Source organism: Candidatus Binatia bacterium, assembly GCA_029243485.1.
GTDB lineage: Bacteria > Desulfobacterota > Binatia > UBA12015 > UBA12015 > VGTG01.
This window is the reverse complement of sequence record JAQWRY010000075.1, coordinates 38,339-57,311: the sequence shown is the minus strand read 5'-3', so window position 1 is coordinate 57,311 and position 18,973 is coordinate 38,339. Positions and strand designations below refer to the sequence as shown.

At 65.6% G+C, this 18,973-nt stretch carries 21 protein-coding genes and 3 tRNA genes; 9 read left to right on the top strand and 15 right to left on the bottom strand.

Annotation, left to right across the window (positions count from 1 at the left end):
- Nucleotides 1-4 precede the first annotated feature (4 nt).
- From P8R42_21905 to P8R42_21885, 5 genes are all read right to left on the bottom strand, one after another.
- Entirely contained in the window at nt 5-919 is a 915-nt protein-coding gene (locus P8R42_21905; GenBank protein MDG2307249.1) for an NAD(P)-dependent oxidoreductase, read from the bottom strand.
- Between the two features lie 70 nt (nt 920-989).
- The gene (locus P8R42_21900) at nt 990-1,322 is read right to left on the bottom strand and encodes a DUF190 domain-containing protein (protein MDG2307248.1); all 333 of its coding nucleotides are present in this window, start codon (nt 1,320-1,322) and stop codon (nt 990-992) included.
- Nucleotides 1,323-1,324: 2 nt separating this feature from the next.
- Nucleotides 1,325-1,705: a fluoride efflux transporter CrcB gene (gene crcB, locus P8R42_21895; GenBank protein ID MDG2307247.1), complete on the bottom strand. Its 381-nt coding sequence runs from the start codon at nt 1,703-1,705 to the stop codon at nt 1,325-1,327.
- A gap of 9 nt (nt 1,706-1,714) precedes the next feature.
- Nucleotides 1,715-2,476 carry an SDR family oxidoreductase gene (locus tag P8R42_21890; GenBank protein MDG2307246.1) on the bottom strand — a complete coding sequence of 254 codons (762 nt, stop codon included), beginning with the start codon at nt 2,474-2,476 and terminating at the stop codon, nt 1,715-1,717.
- Nucleotides 2,476-3,801: a citrate synthase gene (locus P8R42_21885; protein ID MDG2307245.1), complete on the bottom strand. Its 1,326-nt coding sequence runs from the start codon at nt 3,799-3,801 to the stop codon at nt 2,476-2,478. Before P8R42_21885 ends, P8R42_21890 begins: the two co-directional genes overlap by 1 nt.
- Here P8R42_21885 and P8R42_21880 point away from each other — a divergent pair.
- From P8R42_21880 to P8R42_21860, 5 genes are all read left to right on the top strand, one after another.
- Complete coding sequence (locus P8R42_21880) at nt 3,800-5,260, top strand: MATE family efflux transporter (GenBank protein MDG2307244.1); 1,461 nt, start codon at nt 3,800-3,802, stop codon at nt 5,258-5,260. The genes P8R42_21885 and P8R42_21880 overlap by 2 nt on opposite strands.
- A gap of 77 nt (nt 5,261-5,337) precedes the next feature.
- On the top strand, nt 5,338-6,132 hold the full coding sequence (locus P8R42_21875; protein MDG2307243.1) for an SDR family oxidoreductase: 795 nt from the start codon (nt 5,338-5,340) through the stop codon (nt 6,130-6,132).
- Between the two features lie 8 nt (nt 6,133-6,140).
- On the top strand, nt 6,141-7,328 hold the full coding sequence (locus P8R42_21870) for a cytochrome P450 (GenBank protein ID MDG2307242.1): 1,188 nt from the start codon (nt 6,141-6,143) through the stop codon (nt 7,326-7,328).
- 153 nt (nt 7,329-7,481) lie between these two features.
- Nucleotides 7,482-7,925, top strand: a complete 444-nt coding sequence (locus tag P8R42_21865; GenBank protein ID MDG2307241.1) for a hypothetical protein — start codon at nt 7,482-7,484, stop codon at nt 7,923-7,925.
- 69 nt (nt 7,926-7,994) lie between these two features.
- Nucleotides 7,995-9,437 (top strand): oligosaccharide flippase family protein, encoded by a 1,443-nt coding sequence (locus P8R42_21860; GenBank protein ID MDG2307240.1) that lies wholly within the window; start codon nt 7,995-7,997, stop codon nt 9,435-9,437.
- Between the two features lie 442 nt (nt 9,438-9,879).
- On the opposite strand, the gene P8R42_21855 is transcribed toward P8R42_21860, so the two are convergent.
- The 5 genes from P8R42_21855 to P8R42_21835 form a co-directional block, all read right to left on the bottom strand.
- Complete coding sequence (locus tag P8R42_21855; GenBank protein ID MDG2307239.1) at nt 9,880-10,887, bottom strand: DUF2889 domain-containing protein; 1,008 nt, start codon at nt 10,885-10,887, stop codon at nt 9,880-9,882.
- Nucleotides 10,884-11,678, bottom strand: coding sequence for a putative DNA-binding domain-containing protein (locus P8R42_21850; protein MDG2307238.1), 795 nt, complete (start codon nt 11,676-11,678; stop codon nt 10,884-10,886). Before P8R42_21850 ends, P8R42_21855 begins: the two co-directional genes overlap by 4 nt.
- On the bottom strand, nt 11,653-12,540 hold the full coding sequence (locus P8R42_21845; protein MDG2307237.1) for a DUF692 domain-containing protein: 888 nt from the start codon (nt 12,538-12,540) through the stop codon (nt 11,653-11,655). Before P8R42_21845 ends, P8R42_21850 begins: the two co-directional genes overlap by 26 nt.
- 80 nt (nt 12,541-12,620) lie before the next feature.
- On the bottom strand, nt 12,621-12,890 hold the full coding sequence (locus P8R42_21840) for a hypothetical protein (GenBank protein ID MDG2307236.1): 270 nt from the start codon (nt 12,888-12,890) through the stop codon (nt 12,621-12,623).
- A 71-nt stretch (nt 12,891-12,961) separates the two neighbouring features.
- Nucleotides 12,962-13,381 (bottom strand): HIT family protein, encoded by a 420-nt coding sequence (locus P8R42_21835; GenBank protein ID MDG2307235.1) that lies wholly within the window; start codon nt 13,379-13,381, stop codon nt 12,962-12,964.
- Nucleotides 13,382-13,539: 158 nt separating this feature from the next.
- Between P8R42_21835 and P8R42_21830 the strand changes: the two genes are divergently transcribed.
- Both P8R42_21830 and P8R42_21825 read left to right on the top strand, forming a co-directional pair.
- Nucleotides 13,540-13,932 (top strand): hypothetical protein, encoded by a 393-nt coding sequence (locus P8R42_21830; protein MDG2307234.1) that lies wholly within the window; start codon nt 13,540-13,542, stop codon nt 13,930-13,932.
- A 284-nt stretch (nt 13,933-14,216) separates the two neighbouring features.
- Nucleotides 14,217-14,456, top strand: a complete 240-nt coding sequence (locus P8R42_21825; GenBank protein ID MDG2307233.1) for a hypothetical protein — start codon at nt 14,217-14,219, stop codon at nt 14,454-14,456.
- A 595-nt stretch (nt 14,457-15,051) separates the two neighbouring features.
- On the opposite strand, the gene P8R42_21820 is transcribed toward P8R42_21825, so the two are convergent.
- The 3 genes from P8R42_21820 to gltX form a co-directional block, all read right to left on the bottom strand.
- Nucleotides 15,052-15,123: transfer RNA gene (locus P8R42_21820), tRNA-Glu, on the bottom strand.
- A gap of 14 nt (nt 15,124-15,137) precedes the next feature.
- A tRNA-Gln gene (locus P8R42_21815) sits at nt 15,138-15,210 on the bottom strand.
- A 37-nt stretch (nt 15,211-15,247) separates the two neighbouring features.
- Nucleotides 15,248-16,672 carry a glutamate--tRNA ligase gene (gene gltX / locus P8R42_21810; GenBank protein MDG2307232.1) on the bottom strand — a complete coding sequence of 475 codons (1,425 nt, stop codon included), beginning with the start codon at nt 16,670-16,672 and terminating at the stop codon, nt 15,248-15,250.
- A gap of 110 nt (nt 16,673-16,782) precedes the next feature.
- On the opposite strand from gltX, the gene P8R42_21805 reads away from it, so the two are divergent.
- Both P8R42_21805 and P8R42_21800 read left to right on the top strand, forming a co-directional pair.
- The gene (locus P8R42_21805) at nt 16,783-17,160 is read left to right on the top strand and encodes a response regulator (protein ID MDG2307231.1); all 378 of its coding nucleotides are present in this window, start codon (nt 16,783-16,785) and stop codon (nt 17,158-17,160) included.
- 58 nt (nt 17,161-17,218) lie between these two features.
- Nucleotides 17,219-17,291: transfer RNA gene (locus tag P8R42_21800), tRNA-Lys, on the top strand.
- Between the two features lie 78 nt (nt 17,292-17,369).
- Here the strand turns inward: P8R42_21800 and P8R42_21795 are convergent.
- Complete coding sequence (locus tag P8R42_21795) at nt 17,370-17,951, bottom strand: hypothetical protein (GenBank protein MDG2307230.1); 582 nt, start codon at nt 17,949-17,951, stop codon at nt 17,370-17,372.
- Nucleotides 17,952-18,173: 222 nt separating this feature from the next.
- Nucleotides 18,174-18,863, bottom strand: a complete 690-nt coding sequence (locus tag P8R42_21790) for a methyltransferase domain-containing protein (protein MDG2307229.1) — start codon at nt 18,861-18,863, stop codon at nt 18,174-18,176.
- Nucleotides 18,864-18,973: the final 110 nt, after the last annotated feature.

Here is an 18,973-nt window from a genome sequence, read left to right as displayed (position 1 = left end):
TCCTTTACTTCGGCCACGTGACGCCGGACATCGACGCGAGGGCGAGCTGTAGGGCCTGTGTTCCGTCTCGTCCGTGGCCCTGCGCTTGAACGGACAGGTACAGCTGCCGCGCGAGCGCGAGGCCGGGTAGGGCAAGGTTCAGTCGTGCGGCTTCGGCGAGCGCGATCCCGAGATCCTTCACGAAGTGTTCTACGAAGAAACCGGCGTCGAAGTCGTGCGCCAGGATTCGGGGTCCGAGGTTCGACAGCGCAAAGCTGCCCGCGGCGCCGGACGAGACCGATTGCAAGACCGTTGGAAGGTCGAGCCCGGCGCGATGGCCATAGAGCAACGCCTCGCAGACCCCGACCATCGTGCTCGCGATCAATATCTGATTTACCATCTTCGTGTGCTGGCCCGACCCCGCGGGGCCCTGGTGGACGATGGTTTTCCCCATGGCGTCGAAGCAGGGCTGCAACGCTTCGACGACGGGGGCCTCCCCGCCGATCATGATCGAGAGTCGTGCCTCCCGGGCGCCGGTGTCGCCGCCCGACACCGGTGCGTCGACAGCATGAAGCCCGCGTGCGCGGGCCGCGGTATCGATCTCGACGGCAAGGCTCGGCTCGCTCGTCGTCATGTCGACGACCACGCCGCCCTTGCGAAGCGCTGGGACGACGCCGTCTTCACTCAGCAGGACCTCGCGGACATCGTGTGGGAAGCCGACGATCGAGAAGACCACGTCGCTTTCGGCTGCGAGCTCGCGGGGCGAGTCCGCCCAGGCCGCGCCGCGAGATATGAGGTCTTCGGCCTTGGATCGAGTCCGGGTAAAGACCGTGGTTCGGAACCCGGCTTCGAGCAGGTGACCGCACATGCTGGCGCCCATTACGCCGAGGCCGATCCAGCCGATGCGGGTTTGTTGCGGGGAGATCTCGAGCGACGACATTGGTCCCGTATACCTCAGAAGAATCGCGGCGCGAGAACCGGCTGGCGCGCAGGTGCCGACCGGATCGCCGTCAGTCGGCGGAGTAGCGCATCAGTTCGACCGGCTCGAGGGTCGAGATGCCGTTCGCGATGAGCTTCTCGAGATGCGGCAGGAGTGTGTCTATCTGCGCTCGCGTGTCGATCACCTCGACCACGACCGGAAGGTCGGCGCTCAGCCGCAAGACCTTGGCGGCCACGAGATGGTGCTTCGGGCCGAACCCCATCGATGCGCGGTGGACGGTGGCGCCGGCGAGGCCGAGCTCCTCGGCCTTCTGCACGATTGCCTCGTACACCGGCTTGCCGCCTTCGCGGTCGCTGTCGGCGATGTAGATGCGCAACGCGCATCCTTCTTCGGACTTCACCATGGTCACGCTCCTTGCAGGCTTCCGGCCAACCGATAGCCGATAAAGACGGCCACGAGACCGAGCCCGTTGCTCAGAATGACGTTGGCGCCGGCGCGGGCCCACTCGCCGTCGTCGATCAGTGCCAGCGTCTCGTACCCGAAGGTCGAGAACGTGGTGAAGCCACCCAGCAAGCCGGTGAGGAGGAAGAACCTCCACTCGTCGCGGATGAATGCGGGGCCGGAGAACAGCGCCCCGAGGAATCCGATGACGAGGCACCCGAGCACGTTGACGCTAAGGGTGCCGATTGGGAATGCGTCGTCGCTGAGCCGTTGGACGAAGCCCGAGACCGCGAATCGTAGAACGGCTCCGAGTCCTCCGCCCGCTGCGATGATGAGATAGCGCAACGAACGCTCCTATACGGTGTCGGGTCGCACGACGGCGTCGGATCCGCCGTCGACGAAGAGAACCTGGCCGTGGACGTAGCTTGCGTCCGGTCCGAGCAGGAAGACGACCACGGCCGCCATCTCGTCCGGCGGAGCCGACCGCCCTAAGCCGACGGGGAGGGCGTCGATCGTCGGCGCGAACTCTGGGCGCTCGAGGAGGCCGTCGAGCATCGGCGTTTCCATCTTGCCGGGCGCGACCGCGTTCAGCCGAATGCCGAGCTGTCCCCATTCCGCGGCACGCCGTCGCACGGCCTGAGCGAGCGCGCATTTGGCGTTCGAATAGGACGTCGTGCCGTCGCTGGCGGCGATGATGTCCACAGCCTTCTCCTCGTCGCCGGCGTGGCAGGCTTCGAGGTACTCGGGGATCATGATGCCTTCGAAGACGATTCCGATGGTTGCGATCCCGACGGCGGCTGGGCGGTCCCCTGCGGTGAGCGCGTCGCGCAGGCCGTCGAGCACGGCGATGGCTCCGAAGTAGTTGACGCGGGTGATGGCCGTGGTCTCGTGAAACGGCGCCAGGCCCGCGCAGGACACGACGCCTTCGAGCTTTCCGTCGCTCGCGGCAAGGGAGCCCCGGATCGCATGCTCGCGCCCGTCGGCGGTCGCCAGGTCGGCCACGATCTCGGCTTCGTGTTGATCGATGCCAATCACGCGATGACCAAGGCCCTGCAGCCGGACGACCGTCGCGGCTCCGAGGCCGGAGGCGCTGCCTGTGACGACGTAGGTGCCCATCAGATGTCGTCGCTCACCGTGTCTTCACGGTCGATGGGTGGGTGTCGGTCCTCGATTGGGGTGTACTCCCGGCTCATCGCACCCAGGTAGAGCTGCCGCGGCCGTGCGATGCGCTGCTCGGGGTCGCGGAGCATCTCGGCCCACTGCGCGAGCCAGCCCGACGTCCGCCCGATGGCGAAGAGCACCGGGAACATTGTCATTGGGAAGCCCATCGCCTGGTAGATGATGCCGGAATAGAAGTCGACGTTGGGATAGAGCTTCCGCTCGAGGAAGTACTCGTCCTGCAGTGCGATGCGCTCGAGCTCGAGAGCGATGTCGATGAGCGGGTTTTTGCCCGTAACCTCGAAGACCTCGTACGCGAGCTTCTTGATGATTGTGCCGCGCGGGTCGAAGTTCTTGTAGACCCGGTGGCCGAAGCCCATGAGGCGCTCTTCGCCCTTCTTGAAGCGGGCGACAGACTTCGCGACGTTCTGGACCGAGCCGATGCTCTCGAGCATCCGCACGACGGCCTCGTTCGCTCCGCCGTGCAGCGGCCCGTAGAGCGCCGCGATCCCGGCGGCGACCGAAGAGTAGGGATCGACCAGCGAGCTGCCGACCGCGCGAACGGCGTTGGCGGAGCAGTTCTGCTCGTGGTCGCCGTGAAGCACGAACAACGTGTCGAGCGCCTTCTCGATGACGGGATCCGGTTTGTACCGCCGCTCCCGCATGCGGAACAGCATCGAGAGGAAGTTGCCCGTGTAGCTGAGCTCGTTGTCGGGGTAGACGTACGGGTAGCCGCGGATGTGGCGATAGGCGTACGCCGCGATCGTGGGTAGCTTGCCGATGAGCCGGCGCGTTTGAAGCCGGCGCGAATCCAGATTCTCCACGTCGTGCGCGTCCGGGTAGAACGTCGACAAAGCACCGACGGTGCCGAGAAGAATGCCCATTGGGTGGGCGTCGTACCGAAAGCCTGCAATGAACTGCTTGATGTTCTCGTGCACCATGGTGTGCATGGTGACGTTGCGCTCCCAGCGAGCGAAGTGCTCCTCATCTGGGAGTTCGCCCTTCACGATCAGGTAGGCGGTTTCCAAATAGTTGCTGTGCTCGGCCAGCTGCTCGATCGGGTAACCGCGATACTGCAGGATGCCCTTCTCGCCGTCGATGTACGTGATCCGGCTTTTGCATGCCGCCGTGTTCGTGAAGGAGGGGTCGTATCCGCGAAGACCGATGTCCTCATCCGATGTTTTGATCTGCAGGAGGTCCGTGGTCTTGATCGCGCCGTGCTCGATCGGGACCTCGTAGCTCTTGCCGGTTCGGCTGTCGGTAATCGTCAGTGTATCGGCCATGCGTGGCACATATCCGCCGCGTGGCTCCGTTGCCAGTGGCTGGCCGTTTTCGGGGATGTTAGCCCTCTCCGTGCGCGGGTTTTTCACAGGGCTCCGCTCGCGCGACTACACGCGCGGGCGATTGCTCTCGTCCCTCCTCGCCTTGGCCCTGCCGATGGTCGCCGGGAGTCTGGCGATCGGGGTGGTCTTTCAGATCGTCGATCTTGCCTTCCTGAGCCAGTTGGGCGAGGGGCCGCTCGCCGCCGTCATCATGGTCAATCAGACAGTCTGGCAAGTTGTCACGATGGCGATGATGGGGATGAATTTCGCGACGCAGTCCCTCATCGCGCGGGCCATCGGAGCGGAGCAGGAGGACGGGGCCGAGCACTTCGGTGGCCAGGCCCTCGTCATGGCTGCGATCGTGTCGGCCCTGGTCGCCGGTGCGGGGTTCTTTTTTCCCGAACAACTCTTCGGGCTCGCGCGCCCCGACGACAGCTTCGTGGACCTCGGCGTGTCGTACTTCCAGGTGCTCGCCATCCTGTCCTTCGGGTTCATCGGCAGCATCATGTTCCGCGCGATTCTCGTGGGTGCCGGAGATACGGTGACGCCGCTTTTCGCGAATCTCGTGCAGGTCGTCGTGGCGCTCTTTCTGGAATGGGTGCTGATCTTCGGGAATCTCGGCGCGCCGGCGCTCGGTGTCGTGGGCGTGGCGCTCGCGATCTCGATCGGCCAATGGGCGGCGCTGGCTGTCGGTTTGACGGTCCTCTTTCGCGGATCGGCCCGCGTTCGCCTGCGGGCGCGGCACCTCGTGCCGGATCCGTCGGCGTTGCTGATGATCCTGCGTAACGCCTGGCCGCCGGCGCTGCAGATGATGGGCATGGTCGTCACGACGTTCGCGTTTCTACGCCTCGCGGGCGACTTCGGTCCGACCGTACAGACCGCGTATTCGATCGGCCTGCGACTTGGTATGATCGTCCCCGCGTTCTCGTTTCCGCTTGCGACCGCGTGCGCGACGCTCGTGGGGCAGGCGTTGGGTGCCGGCAACGTTCCGCGTGCCTGGCGCGCGATCGGCACCGGGGTACTGGTGCACGGATCGGTCATGTGGACCTTCGCCGCGGTAATCTTGGTGTTCCGTCGCGAGCTGCTCGGCCTGATAACCGCTGATCCGGAAGTCATCGAGGTCGGAAGCGAGTTCCTCGTCTTCTCGTCGGCGGCCTTCGGATTGATGGGTTTCAATCTGGTCGCCATGCGCGCACTTCAGGGCGCCGGGGACTTCATCGTTCCGATGCTGATCTCGGTCGTCGGTACCCTCGGTGTCGGCATCCCGTCGGCGTACTGGCTCGCCGAGACGATGGGCCCGACGGGGATCTGGACCGGCTCTCTCCTCGGCACCGCATTCTCGACGCTGGCAACCGGTGCCTGGCTTGCGACCGGGCGCTGGACCCGGGTCGGAGCCGCGGCACCGGCCCGAGCGGCTTGACGGTCCAGGTGTCCTATAGCAGGACAGCCGTCAGCTGACGCTCGTCAGTCGGAGACTCAACCACCAGGAGGAAGACCATGGGGCGGCTCGAAGGGAAAGTTGCGATCGTCACCGGCGCGGCGTCGGGAATCGGTTCGGCGACGGCACGCGTCTTCGCGCGTGAAGGCGCGCGGATCGCCGGGTTCGACATGAACACAGAAGGCGATGGCGACTGGCAGGCGGCCGTGGCGGGCGCACCGGAGAGCTTTCTCGATGCGGGCGACGTTCGGGACGAAGATGCGGTTCGTGCCTTCGCGGCCAAGGCGGTCGAGAAGCTCGGCCGTATCGATATCGCCGTGAACGCCGCCGGTGTCGCCGGGGGAGGCCCGGTCCATCTCGTGGATGGAGAGGAGTGGGACCGGGTCGTCGACATCAACCTCAAGGGTACCTTCTTGATGTGCAAGCACGTGCTGCCGGCAATGCTCGAGCAGGAGAGCGGCAGCATCATCAACATCGCGAGCATCGAGGGGCTGCAGGGCAGCGAGGGCGGCAGCGCGTACAACGCGTCCAAGGGCGGCGTAGTCTTGCTCGGCAAGAACCTAGCGATGGACTACGCGAAGAAGGGCATCCGCGTGAACACGATCTGCCCCGGCTTCATCGACACGCCGCTGCTTCGGTCCGTGATGGACATGGAGGCGATGCGCGACGTGAAGGCGCGAATTGAGTACGCGCACCAGCTCGGGCGCTTCGGTCGTCCGGAGGAGGTCGCGAACGGCATCCTGTTCTTCGCCTCTGATGAGGCTTCGTTCGTCACCGGGCAAGAGCTCGCAGTGGACGGCGGTTTCATGGCCGGGCACCGATTCGGACTGACTAAACTGATGGGCCTGGAGTAGAAATCATCGTGCCGAACCATCCGACGAATCCAGATCTTCGCATCACCGACGGCCAGTTCTACGCGGATGGTCCGCACGAAGCCTTCGCCTGGGCGCGAGACAACGCGCCCGTGTACTGGGACGAAGCCGGCGACATCTGGGGCATCACGCTCTACGAGGACGTCATGGGCATCTCCAAGCAGCCCGAGACGTTTTCCAATGCGGGGGGCATCCGGCCCGAGGTGGGCCCGCTCCCGCACATGATCGACATGGACGATCCGGCCCACAAGCGGCGCCGGAACCTCGTGAACCGCGGGTTCACGAAGGGGCGAGTGGAGGAGCGGGAGCCGCGCGTGCGTGAGATCTGTGGCGACCTGATCGAGAAAGTCGCCGCGCAAGGCGAGTTCGACCTCGTTCATGATGTTGCGGCGTGGCTCCCGTTGATCGTCATCGGAGACATGCTGGGCGTCGAGCCGGAGCGCTATCCGGACCTGCTGAAATGGTCGGATGACCTGATCGTCGGAAGCGGGTCGTCTGATCCGGCGAAGACTGCCGTCGCCGCGGAATCGTTCGTTGCCTACAACGAACACCAAGCGAAGGTCCTGGCGGACCGACGCGGCCGGCCGCCGCAGTCCGATCTGGTGAGCGTGCTCGTCCATTCGGAGATCGACGGCGACAAGCTCACCGACGATGAGTTGCTCGCCGAGTCCCTTCTCATCTTGATCGGAGGAGACGAGACGACACGGCACGTCCTCACGGGCGGCGCCTACGAACTTCTTCGGCGTCCCGAGATGTACGCTGAACTGGGGAAGCACCCGGAGAAGATTCCGCTCGCGGTGGAGGAGATGCTCCGCTGGGTCACCCCGATCCAGAACATGGCTCGCATCGCGGTGCGTGACGTCGAGCTTCGCGGCGAAACAATCCGAGAGGGGCAGAAGCTCCTTCTGCTGTACCCGTCGGCGAACCGAGATGAGCGGATGTTCGAGCGTCCGATGGAGTTCGACATCACCCGTGACCCGAACGATCACGTGGCGTTCGGCTACGGTTCTCACTTCTGCCTGGGCGCGAGCCTGGCGCGCCTCGAGCTCCGCATCTTCTTCGAGGAGCTCGTAAAGCGCCTTCCCGAACTACGGCTCGCTTCGAACGCGACGCCGGAGCGCCGCGTGTCGAACTTCATCACTGGAATCGAGGAGCTGCCAGTACGGGTGTCCGCCTGACCGCAGAAGCTGGCGTGTCGCAAGCTGCAAAGGCCGATCATTATCCCGGTCGAACTCGGGCTCGTCTCGAGACGCGGGCCCGTGTGCGGGAAGCGGCGCTTGCGGAATTTCATCGTGTCGGGGTCGAGGCGGCGCAGGTCGGGGACATCGTGCGTGCGGCGTCCGTGGCGCGCGGCCAGCGTGTCCGGCGCGCTCGACGGGGCCGATCCCGCCCAGCCGGTCGTCGTTCTTCGGGGTGTCGTCGATGCGATCGTGACGGAGGTCGTCGGAGAACACGCGGCACTCGTGCCGGACGTCCTTGCGTTGATCGCACGGAGCGGAGACGAGGTTGGGGTCCGCGTTCCCGAGCTGGCAGAGCGCCTCACGCGCTTCCTTGGGGCCGCCCGGGAAGCGGGGACGGTGCGCCGCGACGCTCCGCCGAGCGACCTCGCGGCCATTTTCCTCGCGAGCATCGTCGGACTCCTGCTGGCGCGTCGGGAGTCCTCGCCCCGGGGCCTCCCGACGGCATTCCGGCGCGCCGTGGATCTGCTCGTGCCGGTCTTGTCGGTCGAGCCGGCGGTTCGAGTCTCTCGCCCCGCTTCGTCCCGGTCCCGCTGATCTGTGGCTGCACGCGCGGGCGATCCCCCTGCGACGTGATACGCCCACCAGCGTGACGGCGAGCCCATCATGAGTGAACTCGTCCGATCGGTGGGGCTGCTGGGCACGCAGCGAGTGGTCCTACTGGTCCTCGGTGCGGTTCGAACGAAGATCGCCGCATCGCTGCTCGGTCCGGCGGGGATGGGGATCCTCGGGCAGGCGATGGCGTTGCGAGAGCTGCTCTCGGCTCTGTCCACCCTTGGAACGCGCAGTGGCTACCTGAAGCTCGTCGCCGAGTGTCACGGGCGAGAGGACATGAAGGGGCTCGAGCGCCTGATTGTCACGACGGTCACGCTCGTGACGGTGCTCGCGCTGACGACCGCCGCGGCGGCATCTCTCGCGTCATCGCAGATCGCGGCGTGGGCGTTCGGCGATCCGACGCAGGGCATCCTCGTCGTTCTGGTCGCGATCACGGTCGCGGTGGCGATCCCCGGCAAGATGCTCGCCCGGACATTCACGGGAGTCCTGGACTATCGGACGTTTCTGCTGATCGCGGTCGTCGAGTCGGTGATGGCGGTCTTTTCGATGGCCGCGCTCGCGACGTACTGGGGCGTCGCCGGTGCGGTGGCCTCGTTCGCGGTGATCGAAGCAGTGGTCCTGGTTCTGGCGGCCTGGCTTGTGTGGCGGAGGCTCGCACGTCCGCTGGGGATCTCACTCAGACCAAGGCGACCCGATAGCGAGGTTGCGAGGCGGCTTCTGCGGCTGGCAGGCGCCCTGACGATCACGAGCCTCACCGCCGCCGGCGTAGGCGTGTTCGTGCGCGCGGAGATTCTTCGCCAGCTCGGGACGGAAGCGAACGGCTATTACCAGGTCGCCTGGCAGGTGGGGCAGAACTACCTTGGCCTTCTGGGGACCGCGCTCTGGAGCTACGGGATGCCGAAGGTAGCGACGCGCCTGGAGGACCCGGCGGCGATCCTGCATCTCCAGAACAACTTCCTGCGCATCGTGCTGACCGTCCTCGCGCCCGGGGTGTTGGCCCTATTGGCGACGCGGGAACTCTGGATTCCGATTCTCTTCACGCCGGCGTTCCTCGCGGCGTCCACGATCGTTGCCTGGCAACTCGTCGGCGAGCTCGTCGCGATGGTGCGCCAATCGATGAACATTTCGCTCTTGCCCAGGGAGCGACTCCGGTTCCTCGTGTTCCAGGCACTTTTGTACTGGGGACTGTGGGCAGGCCTGTCGACCGTCACGATGCCGTACCTCGGCGCGTCGGCTGCTGCGGCCTCGTACTTCGCGGCGAACCTTCTCGCGTTGGTCGTCACGTACGTGTACCACCATCGCGCGCTGGACTACCGGGTTCAGGGGGAGAACCGTCGCCTACTTCTTTGGATGGTTCCGGGCGTCGCGTTGGGTGTGGGCCTCACGATGCAGGACGATCTATGGGTCGGCCGGGTGCTCCCGCTGCTCTTGTCGCTTGCCTGGTTGTGGACCAACCGCGGGATGTTGGAGCGGCTCCGGGCGCGGGACCTCTGACTTGCCGACGTGGCGCCATGAAGTTCGGGGGCGGGTCGAGTCGAACGGCAATCGACTTCGACGTGTCCACCAGCTGCTGTAGCCACCTATCCGCCCAGCCGTATTTTTCGCGCAGGAGAGATCGGATGCGCTGGTTCCCCTCGGCGTCGGCGAACGAGCGCGCAAGGTAGAGGCGGGATTTGCCGTCACGGTACAGTGAGACGGCCGGGCTCCGACGAATGTCGGCGTAGAGCTCACGCTCGGAGTTCGCGGATTCGATCCAGGCCGCGCCGTCGGCGTCCGCTACCCAGACCCGCGTCTGGCGGGTCGAGCCGTCCTGAGCCCGCGTAGAGAGCACGACGACTTCCTGACCTTCTGTCGCGATGACTGTGATGCCGATGAAGACGGCGACCAACATCACAACGAGGACGAGTACGGTCCGGACGAGGGGAGGGATGAGTGCTCAATCTGCCGACGGCGTGCGGCGTTTCTGCAGCGCTCCGCGTTCACGCCACATGTAACAGGAGTCGGCGTGACCGCCGGATTCGGCGAGCTTCGAGCCGCCGAGCTTCGTCCAGGTGTCGCGGTATGAGGCGAGGCACTGGATCGTGGCCGGGGCGAGCATCAGGAAGGTGTCGAGCACGGGTCGGTCGTTTCCGCCGGGACCGAAGCCGCGCAGGATGTGGCCGGAGATCCCCCGGGCGAAGCTCCCGCCGTCCAGGAGCGCCGCGCGCTCGGGGCGCGGGCGCCAGGGGGCGGTCTCAAGGTCCGCCAGGGTTCGGCGTCGCTCTTCGACCAGGACCCCGGAGACTGCCATGCCGGCGAGAGACAGCGTCGCCTGGACCCGAACCTCGACCTGTTCGGCGAGGCGGTCTGTGGTCTGCTCGCACTCGGCCTCGGGGCGGAGGTGGAGGTCGTTCAGTTGTGCGAGGAGGCGGAGCTCGTCGCCGTCCACGTAGCCGTCCACCGTCACATCTCGACGAAAGAAGCGCTCTCCGCTGGGCCGCCCGGATCCGCCCGCGCGCTCGGCGTCGCGTTCCAATCCCCACACGATCGTTGGGCCGAGCAGCTGTGCGAGCGTGAGAATGTGGGAGCAGCCGAGGACGCCGCCGATCTCGCGGCCGATCGCGCGCGGATACCCGTCGCCGAGCGGCAGACCGATCAGCCCTGCCACGTTGCCGATCCGATCGCGGCAGCTTTCGCCTCCGGTGCCCGGCGAGGCCTCGAAGGCGACGCTGGGCATCTGAGCTTCGATCTCTCGATATGCGGGCACCGTTCGGTCCACTGTGCCCGACAGCTGCATGTGGTGGATGATACCGGGCCCTTGGATGTACCCACCGACGGGGACCGCGCCGCGTTTCCTCAGGTCGAGAACGTACCCATCGAAGGCGACTGCGCCGCCTGCGCCTTCGCGGAGCGTGGTCGAAAGAGAACGGGTGTGGATCGGGATCCCGCGAGCCGAGAAAGTCATGGGCCGCAGGAGAGGAGCTCATCGGCGAGCCAGAGCTGGAGTAGGCGCACGGCCGCCTCGGAGGGGCCTTCGGTGGTTTCCTGCTCGGCGATCCAGGTGCACAGTTCGGCGAACGTGGTGCCGCCGGCGACGAGCTTCAACGCGCCGAACTCGAACTCGTCGATGCGCTTCTGAAACACGCGGAACTCCGTGCGCCAGATCCGGAGGGGGAAGGCCTCTTCGGATTCGAGCGCGGCCTCCTCACCCTCGAGCATCCGTCGTCGTGTCCGGTCGCACGAGGACGTTGGCCTGCAAAGCCGCAACGAAGGCACCGCCTCCAGTGCGAGGGCGGGCCACGCCTCGGGCGCCAGCGCCTGGAGCGCTTCGGCGCGGAGGATGGGGGCGTCGGCCGCAGTGAACGAATCGATCAACGCCCATTCGAGATCGGCCAGGTCGGCGAGCGGGGTTCGCTGCGTCGCGCGCACGAACGCAGGGAGGTTGCGACCGGCGAGTCGTAGGTCCGCGTGTCGAGTGGGGTGCGCCTCCAGATAGCGGGCGATGAGCGGTTCCCAGTCGTCACCGAGGAGCTGCGCGGTGCACCAGAAATCCTCGGCGATGGCATCGCGTATGCGGGCGAAGATCATTGCGGTGTAGATGCCGATGCGCTCGGCTGCGGACAGGCGCTCGTCTCCGCGGATGGGTAGGGCCGGCGCGTCCGCTTCGAGTCGCCCCTCGTAGTCCGGTGTTCCTCCGAGGGAGAACAGCGATTCGAGCTGGTGCTGCAGATCAAGCAGCGAAGGTTCGTCCGGCACGGTCGGGCGCTCCCTTCGCTCCGGGTCTCGCCTTGGCCTCGGCGGCGACCTCGCTGCAGATCGCGCGGGCTAGCGCGACTTCCGCTTCGAGCGTCGCGAGCGGCGGAACGTTGCCATCCCACTCGATCAAAGTCGGCACGGGGCCTAGCCTGCGAATCGTGTGTCGGTATAACTCCCAGACGGCGGGACAGACGGGTGCATCGTGGGTATCGAGAAGGTGCGTGCCCATGTCGCTGTGGCCGGCCAGGTGGAGCTGCACGACGCGTTCAGCTGGCATGGCATCGATGAACGCAGCCGCATCGAATCTGTGATTGAAGGCGCTCACGTAGACGTTGTTCACGTCGAGGAGAATCTGGCAGTCGGCCGTCTCGGCGAGGGCCACCAGGAACTCGGCCTCGCTCATCGTCGAGTTCGAAAACGCGAGGTAGCTGGAGACGTTCTCGAGGACAAGCCGGCGTCCGAGCGCGTCCTGTACCCGCGTTACGCGCTCGACCACGTGCGCGAGGACTTCTTCATTCCACGGCAACGGGAGGAGGTCGTGGAGGTTGTGGCGCTTGGCGCCGGTCCAGCAGAGGTGGTCGGAGACCCACGGTGGCTCGTAGCGCCGGGAGAGCTCGCGGATCTGCGCGAGGTAGGCATCGTCAATCGGATCGGTTGTGCCGATCGACATCGAGACGCCGTGGAAGACGACCGGGTAGTCGCGGCGAACGTGCTCCAAGACGTGAAGGGGCCGCCCGCCGTCCATAAAGAAATTCTCGGAGACGGCTTCGAACCAGCTGACGTCGGCCTTGCGCTCCAGCAGTTCGCCGAAGTGCGTCGTCCGAAGACCGATGCCGATGCCGAGGTTGGACTCGTTTCGCATGGGAGCCGTGGCCCGGTCCGAAACGGAGCTCCGAGGCGCCTTGCAGCATCCCGGGGCTCCGCTCCAACCGGAGGAGAGGCTCAGCCCTCCGCTTTGCCGCCCTTGGCTTTACAGTCCTCGGCCGACATCTTCTGGACGCCCATTCCCTTGCACTTGTTCTTGCCTGCGCATTCGTTGCCCTTGGCAGAACACTGGCCCTTGCCCGCGCACTCATTCACGCCGGAGCAGGAAACCTTGGCGTCGTCGCCCTCGGCGGGTGCGTCGCCGTGCGAACCGGCGAAGGCATTGCCAGTGGTAAAGAGGGCAGCAGCGGAAAGGGCGATTACAGCACCTTTGGTCGTCTTGTTCATAGTCGTTCTCCTCCTACGGATGTGGCGGGGATCGTCCCCAACCGGGTTGCACCTCGGGTGAGCCGCCTGGCTCACCGTCGTTCGAGTTCGGCGCGAATCGCTTCGCCGACTTCAGCGACGTCGCGTCGATCCCCATTGGGAAAGATGGAGTGGACACTTCCGGCTCCGTCCCCGGTCCAGCGGGGTACGATGTGGACGTGCACGTGTGGAACGGTCTGTCCGGTTGCCTCGCCGTCGTTGATTCCGATGGTCGTGCCGTCGGCCCCCACGGCTGTCCGGATGGGCCCGGAGAGTTGGCGCACGGCGCGCAATAGGGTGTCCGCATCCGTCGGCTCGAGATCTTCCAGACGCGCGACATGGGCGTGGGGAATCACGAGGACATGCCCGTCTGCCAGCGGCGAGACATCGAGGAAGGCAGTAGAGCCTTCGTCGCGCGCCACGACTTGGGCCGGGGTCTCGCCGCTGATGATGCGGCAGAAGATGCACGACATACATCCTGACACCTAGACCGGTCGCGAAGCCCGGTCAAATCGGCGGGGCCGCAGAAAAAGCTTGAACCCTCGGCGTTTCGTGGGCAGCATGTGCTGCCTTTCGTGGCCGTTGGGCTCTCCACCGGCCTCTCACTACAAGTCAGGGGAACCCGACCGGTATGCCGCAGAAGAAGGGCCAGGTGAGCCGCCAGACTCTATGGCAGCGCAAGCATCGGCAGCAGGGCCTCTGCGTCGTGTGCAGCGAGCCGGCGTACAAGGGCTGGCGCTGTGTGAGGCACTACGAGCAGCACAAGATCACGATGCGGCTGCGGTACATCCCGAAGGTTCGCGGCCGGTACGACGTGGGCGGTTCGGCTCAGTTCCTGGCCGCTGCCGACCGCGATCAGGACCGCAAGAAGAACAAGCGCACCAGGGCTGGCAAGAAGAAGGCAGCCAAGCTGACCCAGGCCGAGGCAACGCCCCAGCCTAACGCTCCGGAATTCGGGAGCGCCCGTGGGGCTGATGCGGGGCGGGGCCGCGGCGGTGGTTTCGGGTCGGGCTCGACCGACTGAGGGGGCGCCCGAAAAATCGCTTCGGCCAGCCCGATTTCGGCCGCAACAGCATGGATTCGTTCCCGGGCGGCTGCTATTTTTCGATCCCCAGATCGACACACGTTCCACCAGATTTCGCATTCTCCTCGATCCATTCCGCCCCAGGGTGATCACCCGTGGCAGCCGTCCTGGCGCGCCCGCGGGTCGGACCGTCGTGCATCACGAACCAGTTCGGAGAAACGCCGTTGAACGAACAGAAGGTCTTTCCGTTTCGTGCCAGCCTCGCCAAGCGAGGAGTTGCCACCATGCGCAATGAGCGTACGGGCTGGCTCACGCAGTACGAGGTCGAGACCCTGTTTTCCGATGCGATGTGGGCCGGCAACGGTGCCAAGCTCGACGTCGCCGTCCCGGCCCGAACGAGCGAGGATGGTCTCGCCTGGATTCGGTCTCGCTTCGACCGTCTGCGGACGCGCGGCATCGGTGTTCAGGTTCGACGTGACGAAGGCTGGGAGTTCCGCGACGTCGTGAACGATCGCGGGTCCTGAGGTAGAGTCTCGAGCGGCGGTCGGAGAGTTCCGCCACTCGGTTCGATGGTCTTCAATCTGCGTGCCCCCAAGGAACTCGTGCTCCTCATGCGCCTGATCGCGATCATGGGCGCCCTCAAGATCGAGACGGTCGTCTAGCGTCTTCGCCGATTTTCGCAACCGTGCGCCAGGTGTTTTCGAAGCAGCGGAGAAGTGTGCCGAGCCCGGCGACGCCTCGTGCCGCTGGGCCGAAATCTGGATCGAACGCTTCCGCCGCAAGGCGGACGACGTGCTGCGCGCGCCGCAGGAATACGACCCCGAGACGGTCGCGGCGGCCGAGAAGTACCGTCGCGCGCTGGCGTTGATGAACTGACCAGGACCGGCCCTGGCGCACACGCGCTACTCGGATTGACCCGGTACGTTCGCTGCCGACGTGCTTGACACAGAGCTGGTCTTCCAAGAGCTTCTGGGCCACTCCGATCCGCGCATGACGATGCGCTACACCCATCTCATCGACACCTACCTCCGGGCTGCCGTCGATGGCTTGAGCGCCGAAAGTGGCACCGGGGTTGGCACCTATTTGGCACCAACCCCGGTCACCGATGAAGAAGTTGAATGGTCCCAGGGGGAATTGAACCCCCGTTACCGACGTGAGAGGCCGGCGTCCTAACCGCTAGACGATGGGACCGTATATACTGCTAGCTGGGGTGGTAGGACTCGAACCTACAATCCCCTGAACCAGAATCAGGTGCCTTACCAATTTGGCCACACCCCACTAACGGGAATGTGGCTAGTGGATGCTCAGTTTCCGGTCAAGCCTCCGGGGCTCCGGACCGGCACATGTCCACGCCTTTTCGGAGGCGGGTGAGGGTCCAATCGCGGCCGACGACATCAAGGACGTCGAAGATTCCGGGGCTCTTTTTGCCGCCCGTAACGGCCACGCGGACCGGCTGGGCGAGCTTGCCAAGCTTCTGGCCTTGCTTCTCGGCGACCGTCCGGAAGGACTCCTCGAGGCCCGGGACGTCCCAGGAGGAGAGGGCTTCGAGGCGGGTGATCAGTTCTTCGAGAAGCGGCGCCGCGTCGGGGACCAGCAGCTTGGCCACCGCGGCGTCGTCGAAGACCAGCGCCTCTTCGAGATAGTATCGCGACGACTCGAGGAGCTCCTTCAGTGTCTGCACGCGCTCGCGCAGCGTCTCGACCATGCGTGCCTGCCAGGCCTCGTCGCCGCGGAGGGTCTGTCCCTGTGCGGAGGCGAACTCACGGAGGTCTGCGGCGAGTTCCGCCGGCGTTCGCGCGCGCAAGTACTGGGCGTTCAACCAGTCGAGCTTCTCCGCGTTGAAGACGCCCGCGGCTGCGCCGACGTCGTCGATCGCGAACTTCTCTACCAACTCCTCGCGTGTGAAGATCTCCTGGTCTCCGTGGGACCAGCCGAGCCGAGCTAGGAAGTTCACGAGTGCATCGGGGTAATAGCCGAGCTCGCGATACTCGAGGACCGCCGCGGCGCCGTGTCGTTTCGATAGGCGGGCCTTGTCGGCACCGAGGACCAGCGGAAGGTGCGCGAACTTCGGCGGCTCGAGACCGAGCGCGCGGTAGATCAGAATTTGCTTCGGCGTGTTGTTCACGTGGTCGTCGCCGCGCACGACGTGCGTGATGCCCATGTCCGTATCGTCGACGGCGACGACGAGCTGATACGTCGGTGAGCCGTCGGACCGCGCGATCACGAAGTCCTCGATCTCTTCCGCGGCGAACGCGATGCGTCCCTTGATCTCGTCGTCGAACGCGACCTCACCTTCGAGGGGCGAGGCGACGCGCAGGGACGCTGGGCGTCCCTCGACCGGTCCGGGGCCGACACCGGGGCGGCAATGGCGGTTGTACGAGGCGCGTTTCCCGGCGGCCTTGGCCTCTTCGCGATGCTGCTGGAGCTCCTCGGGCGTGCAGGTGCAGGGGTAGGCGGCGCCGCCGGTCGTAAGCTTCTCGATCGCCGTCGCGTACAGCGCCGTCCGCTCACTCTGGAGGAACGGGCCCTCATCCCAATCGAGGGCGAGCCACTTGAGGCCTTCGAGGATTCCCTCGGTAAAACGCTCTTCGGACCGCTTCCGGTCGGTGTCCTCGATCCGCAGGACGAAGGCGCCGCCGGACTGGCGAGCCATCAGTTGGGAGAAGAGGGCCGTCCGGACGCCGCCCACGTGCAGGGCGCCGGTGGGGCTCGGCGCGAAGCGCGTTCGCATCGGGGGCATTGGCGCCGGGCTAGCAAAGGCTCGGCAGGGGTGCCAAGCTCAGACCTGGGAAGAGGGCTTCGGAGATTTCCCAGAGTCTGCAGATCGATCCGCCGTTTTAGGAACCGTTCATGTCACGCAAGCGCATTCTGGTCGTCGAGGACAATGAGGACAATCGCCGTATCCTCTTGTACCGGCTGAAGAAGATCGGCGATTTCGACATTGTCGAGACCGCCAATGGTGCAGAGGCTGTGGCGGCCGTCGAAGAGAGCCCGCCGGACCTCATCTTCATGGACCTGAAGATGCCGGTCATGGATGGTTGGGAAGCGACTCGGCGAATCCGCGATCTCGACAAGGGCCAGGACATTCCGATCATTGCGCTCACGGCCCAGGCGATGGCGGGCGACGAACAGAAGGCACTCGCGAACGGCTGCAACGACTACCTCGCGAAGCCGGTCGTCGATCCGGCCCTCGTGCAGGAGAAGCTCGAGAGGCTCCTCAAGCTCTGAGCGCCCCGCTCGAGCCCCTTGTCGCTCAGGGGGCCCATGTGTAAGCCTCCGGACTCCTGAGGCGTTAGCTCAGTTGGTAGAGCAACGGCCTTTTAAGCCGTGGGTCGTGGGTTCAATCCCCACACGCCTCATTCTTCTTTCTCCCCAGGAAGTCCACGAACCTGCCGACCCGTTCGTCGGTTCCATCCTCGGTGTCCGCGGAACATGGCTCAGCGGGGAGGCGGAAGAAGGCGGTGTTGCTCGATCGTCTCGAACACCATGTCTCCGACTGCATGGTAGAGGGCTTGAGTCGGATGCGCGGTGGCGTAGATCATCTTCGGTACCGGCGCACCGGAGGCCTCGAGTCGGTGTCGTAGCCGCGCGGTGGCGTCGGCCGGGATCGGGTACGCGATGGCGACTACCGGCATGTCCGCCTGGCGCGCCTCTTCCATCATCCATTGAAGATCGAGACGGTTTACGTCTGTGAGTTCATCGCCCGCCATGTCTCCATCGGTTCGAGTCTCGTCGCGCAGGACGTGCCGGTGGCCGAGCAGATGGTGCTCTTGGGTTCCCTTGGCGAGTGCCCGAAGTGGCTTCTTCGCCTCGGGAGCTACGTAGGTCGGCCAGTCGGCAAGGACTGCCCGAGCCGCCTGGTGGACTTGCTGCGCTTCACGGAGGGCCCGCTGGTGCTCGGAGACGTGAAGAAAGCGCACGATCCGGAGGCTGTCGATCGCGCGCTGGAGGAGAGTGCGCGCCGGGACACTCGCCCCGGCCCAGGGCTCGGATGCCGCTCGGTTCCAATAGTTGTTCAAGCCCACCCACAGAACGACGAGTTCGGGCCGGTAGCGCTCGAGGTGCTCGCGAAAGCGGCTGCGAAGCTACGCGCTGTTGCTGCCAGGGATACCCAGATTGAGGACGCGATACTCCGAGGAGAACGATGTCGGCCGGCTCGGCCGCTTCCTCGGAAAGCGCGCTAAGTGGCGGCATCATCCAAAGAACCAAGAGCCATGCGGCGGCGCTCCGCCCATGACTCGTCACATTGCACCCGCGGTCTGCTGGAAGATCAGAAAGTACTGATACGGCAGAACGTCCGGCTCTTCGACGAGCTCGTAGCCTGCCTGCTGCATCTCCTCCAGGACGTGCCCGCGCGGGAGCTTGTGCGGAGCCTCGGGCCCGACCGGTAGCTCGCGCTTCTGCCAGTCGATGATCGCGATGCGTCCACCCGGCCTTAGTGCGGCTTCAAGGTCTCGGGCGTAGGTCAGTCGGTCGCTGATGTGGTGGAACGTGTCCAGGATCAGCACGAGGTCGACCGAACCTCTCGGGATTCGTGCGTCGTCGGTCGACGCGAGGATCGGTGTGACGTTGCGCAGGTTCTCCTTCTCGGCGCGGTTTCGGAGGTGTTGGACCAGGGCCGTTTCGGTGTCGATCGCGAGCACGGTTCCCTCGGGTCCTACCGTCTTAGAGAGATAGCCCTCCAGGTAGCCTGTTCCGGCGCCGAGGTCGGCCACTCGCGCCCCCGGTTTCAGTCCGAGGGCGGCGACGAGCTCCGCCGGCTTCTGCCATTCGTCCCGGCCCGGGTCGTCGAAGACGGCGGTCCAGTGGTCCACGTCCTCGAAAGAGTGCGTCGAGGTCGCGGCGTGCCAAGGGTCCGCCGCCGGCAGCGTGGCCGGGGAAAGGAGTCCGCAGACGAGAAACGCAGCGATGGTTAGGGCGATTCGTCGCATGGGACGCTCCAATCATTCCCGGCGCAGAGCTGCAAGAACACCGGTCGCCTCAGGGGGCCCGACTGATTGACACCTCTAGACCAGAGCTCATAGGTTTTGCGCCGTTCGGC

What these genes read in the sequence shown, in the direction of transcription:
- P8R42_21905 (MDG2307249.1), bottom strand. Translation starts at nt 919, where the DNA reads ATGTCGTCGCTCGAGATCTCCCCGCAACAAACCCGCATCGGCTGGATC.
- P8R42_21900 (MDG2307248.1), bottom strand. Translation starts at nt 1,322, where the DNA reads ATGGTGAAGTCCGAAGAAGGATGCGCGTTGCGCATCTACATCGCCGAC.
- P8R42_21890 (MDG2307246.1), bottom strand. Translation starts at nt 2,476, where the DNA reads ATGGGCACCTACGTCGTCACAGGCAGCGCCTCCGGCCTCGGAGCCGCG.
- P8R42_21880 (MDG2307244.1), top strand. Translation starts at nt 3,800, where the DNA reads ATGCGTGGCACATATCCGCCGCGTGGCTCCGTTGCCAGTGGCTGGCCG.
- P8R42_21885 (MDG2307245.1), bottom strand. Translation starts at nt 3,801, where the DNA reads ATGGCCGATACACTGACGATTACCGACAGCCGAACCGGCAAGAGCTAC.
- P8R42_21875 (MDG2307243.1), top strand. Translation starts at nt 5,338, where the DNA reads ATGGGGCGGCTCGAAGGGAAAGTTGCGATCGTCACCGGCGCGGCGTCG.
- P8R42_21860 (MDG2307240.1), top strand. Translation starts at nt 7,995, where the DNA reads ATGAGTGAACTCGTCCGATCGGTGGGGCTGCTGGGCACGCAGCGAGTG.
- P8R42_21855 (MDG2307239.1), bottom strand. Translation starts at nt 10,887, where the DNA reads ATGACTTTCTCGGCTCGCGGGATCCCGATCCACACCCGTTCTCTTTCG.
- P8R42_21845 (MDG2307237.1), bottom strand. Translation starts at nt 12,540, where the DNA reads ATGCGAAACGAGTCCAACCTCGGCATCGGCATCGGTCTTCGGACGACG.
- P8R42_21840 (MDG2307236.1), bottom strand. Translation starts at nt 12,890, where the DNA reads ATGAACAAGACGACCAAAGGTGCTGTAATCGCCCTTTCCGCTGCTGCC.
- P8R42_21835 (MDG2307235.1), bottom strand. Translation starts at nt 13,381, where the DNA reads ATGTCGTGCATCTTCTGCCGCATCATCAGCGGCGAGACCCCGGCCCAA.
- P8R42_21830 (MDG2307234.1), top strand. Translation starts at nt 13,540, where the DNA reads ATGCCGCAGAAGAAGGGCCAGGTGAGCCGCCAGACTCTATGGCAGCGC.
- P8R42_21825 (MDG2307233.1), top strand. Translation starts at nt 14,217, where the DNA reads ATGCGCAATGAGCGTACGGGCTGGCTCACGCAGTACGAGGTCGAGACC.
- gltX (MDG2307232.1), bottom strand. Translation starts at nt 16,672, where the DNA reads ATGCCCCCGATGCGAACGCGCTTCGCGCCGAGCCCCACCGGCGCCCTG.
- P8R42_21805 (MDG2307231.1), top strand. Translation starts at nt 16,783, where the DNA reads ATGTCACGCAAGCGCATTCTGGTCGTCGAGGACAATGAGGACAATCGC.
- P8R42_21790 (MDG2307229.1), bottom strand. Translation starts at nt 18,863, where the DNA reads ATGCGACGAATCGCCCTAACCATCGCTGCGTTTCTCGTCTGCGGACTC.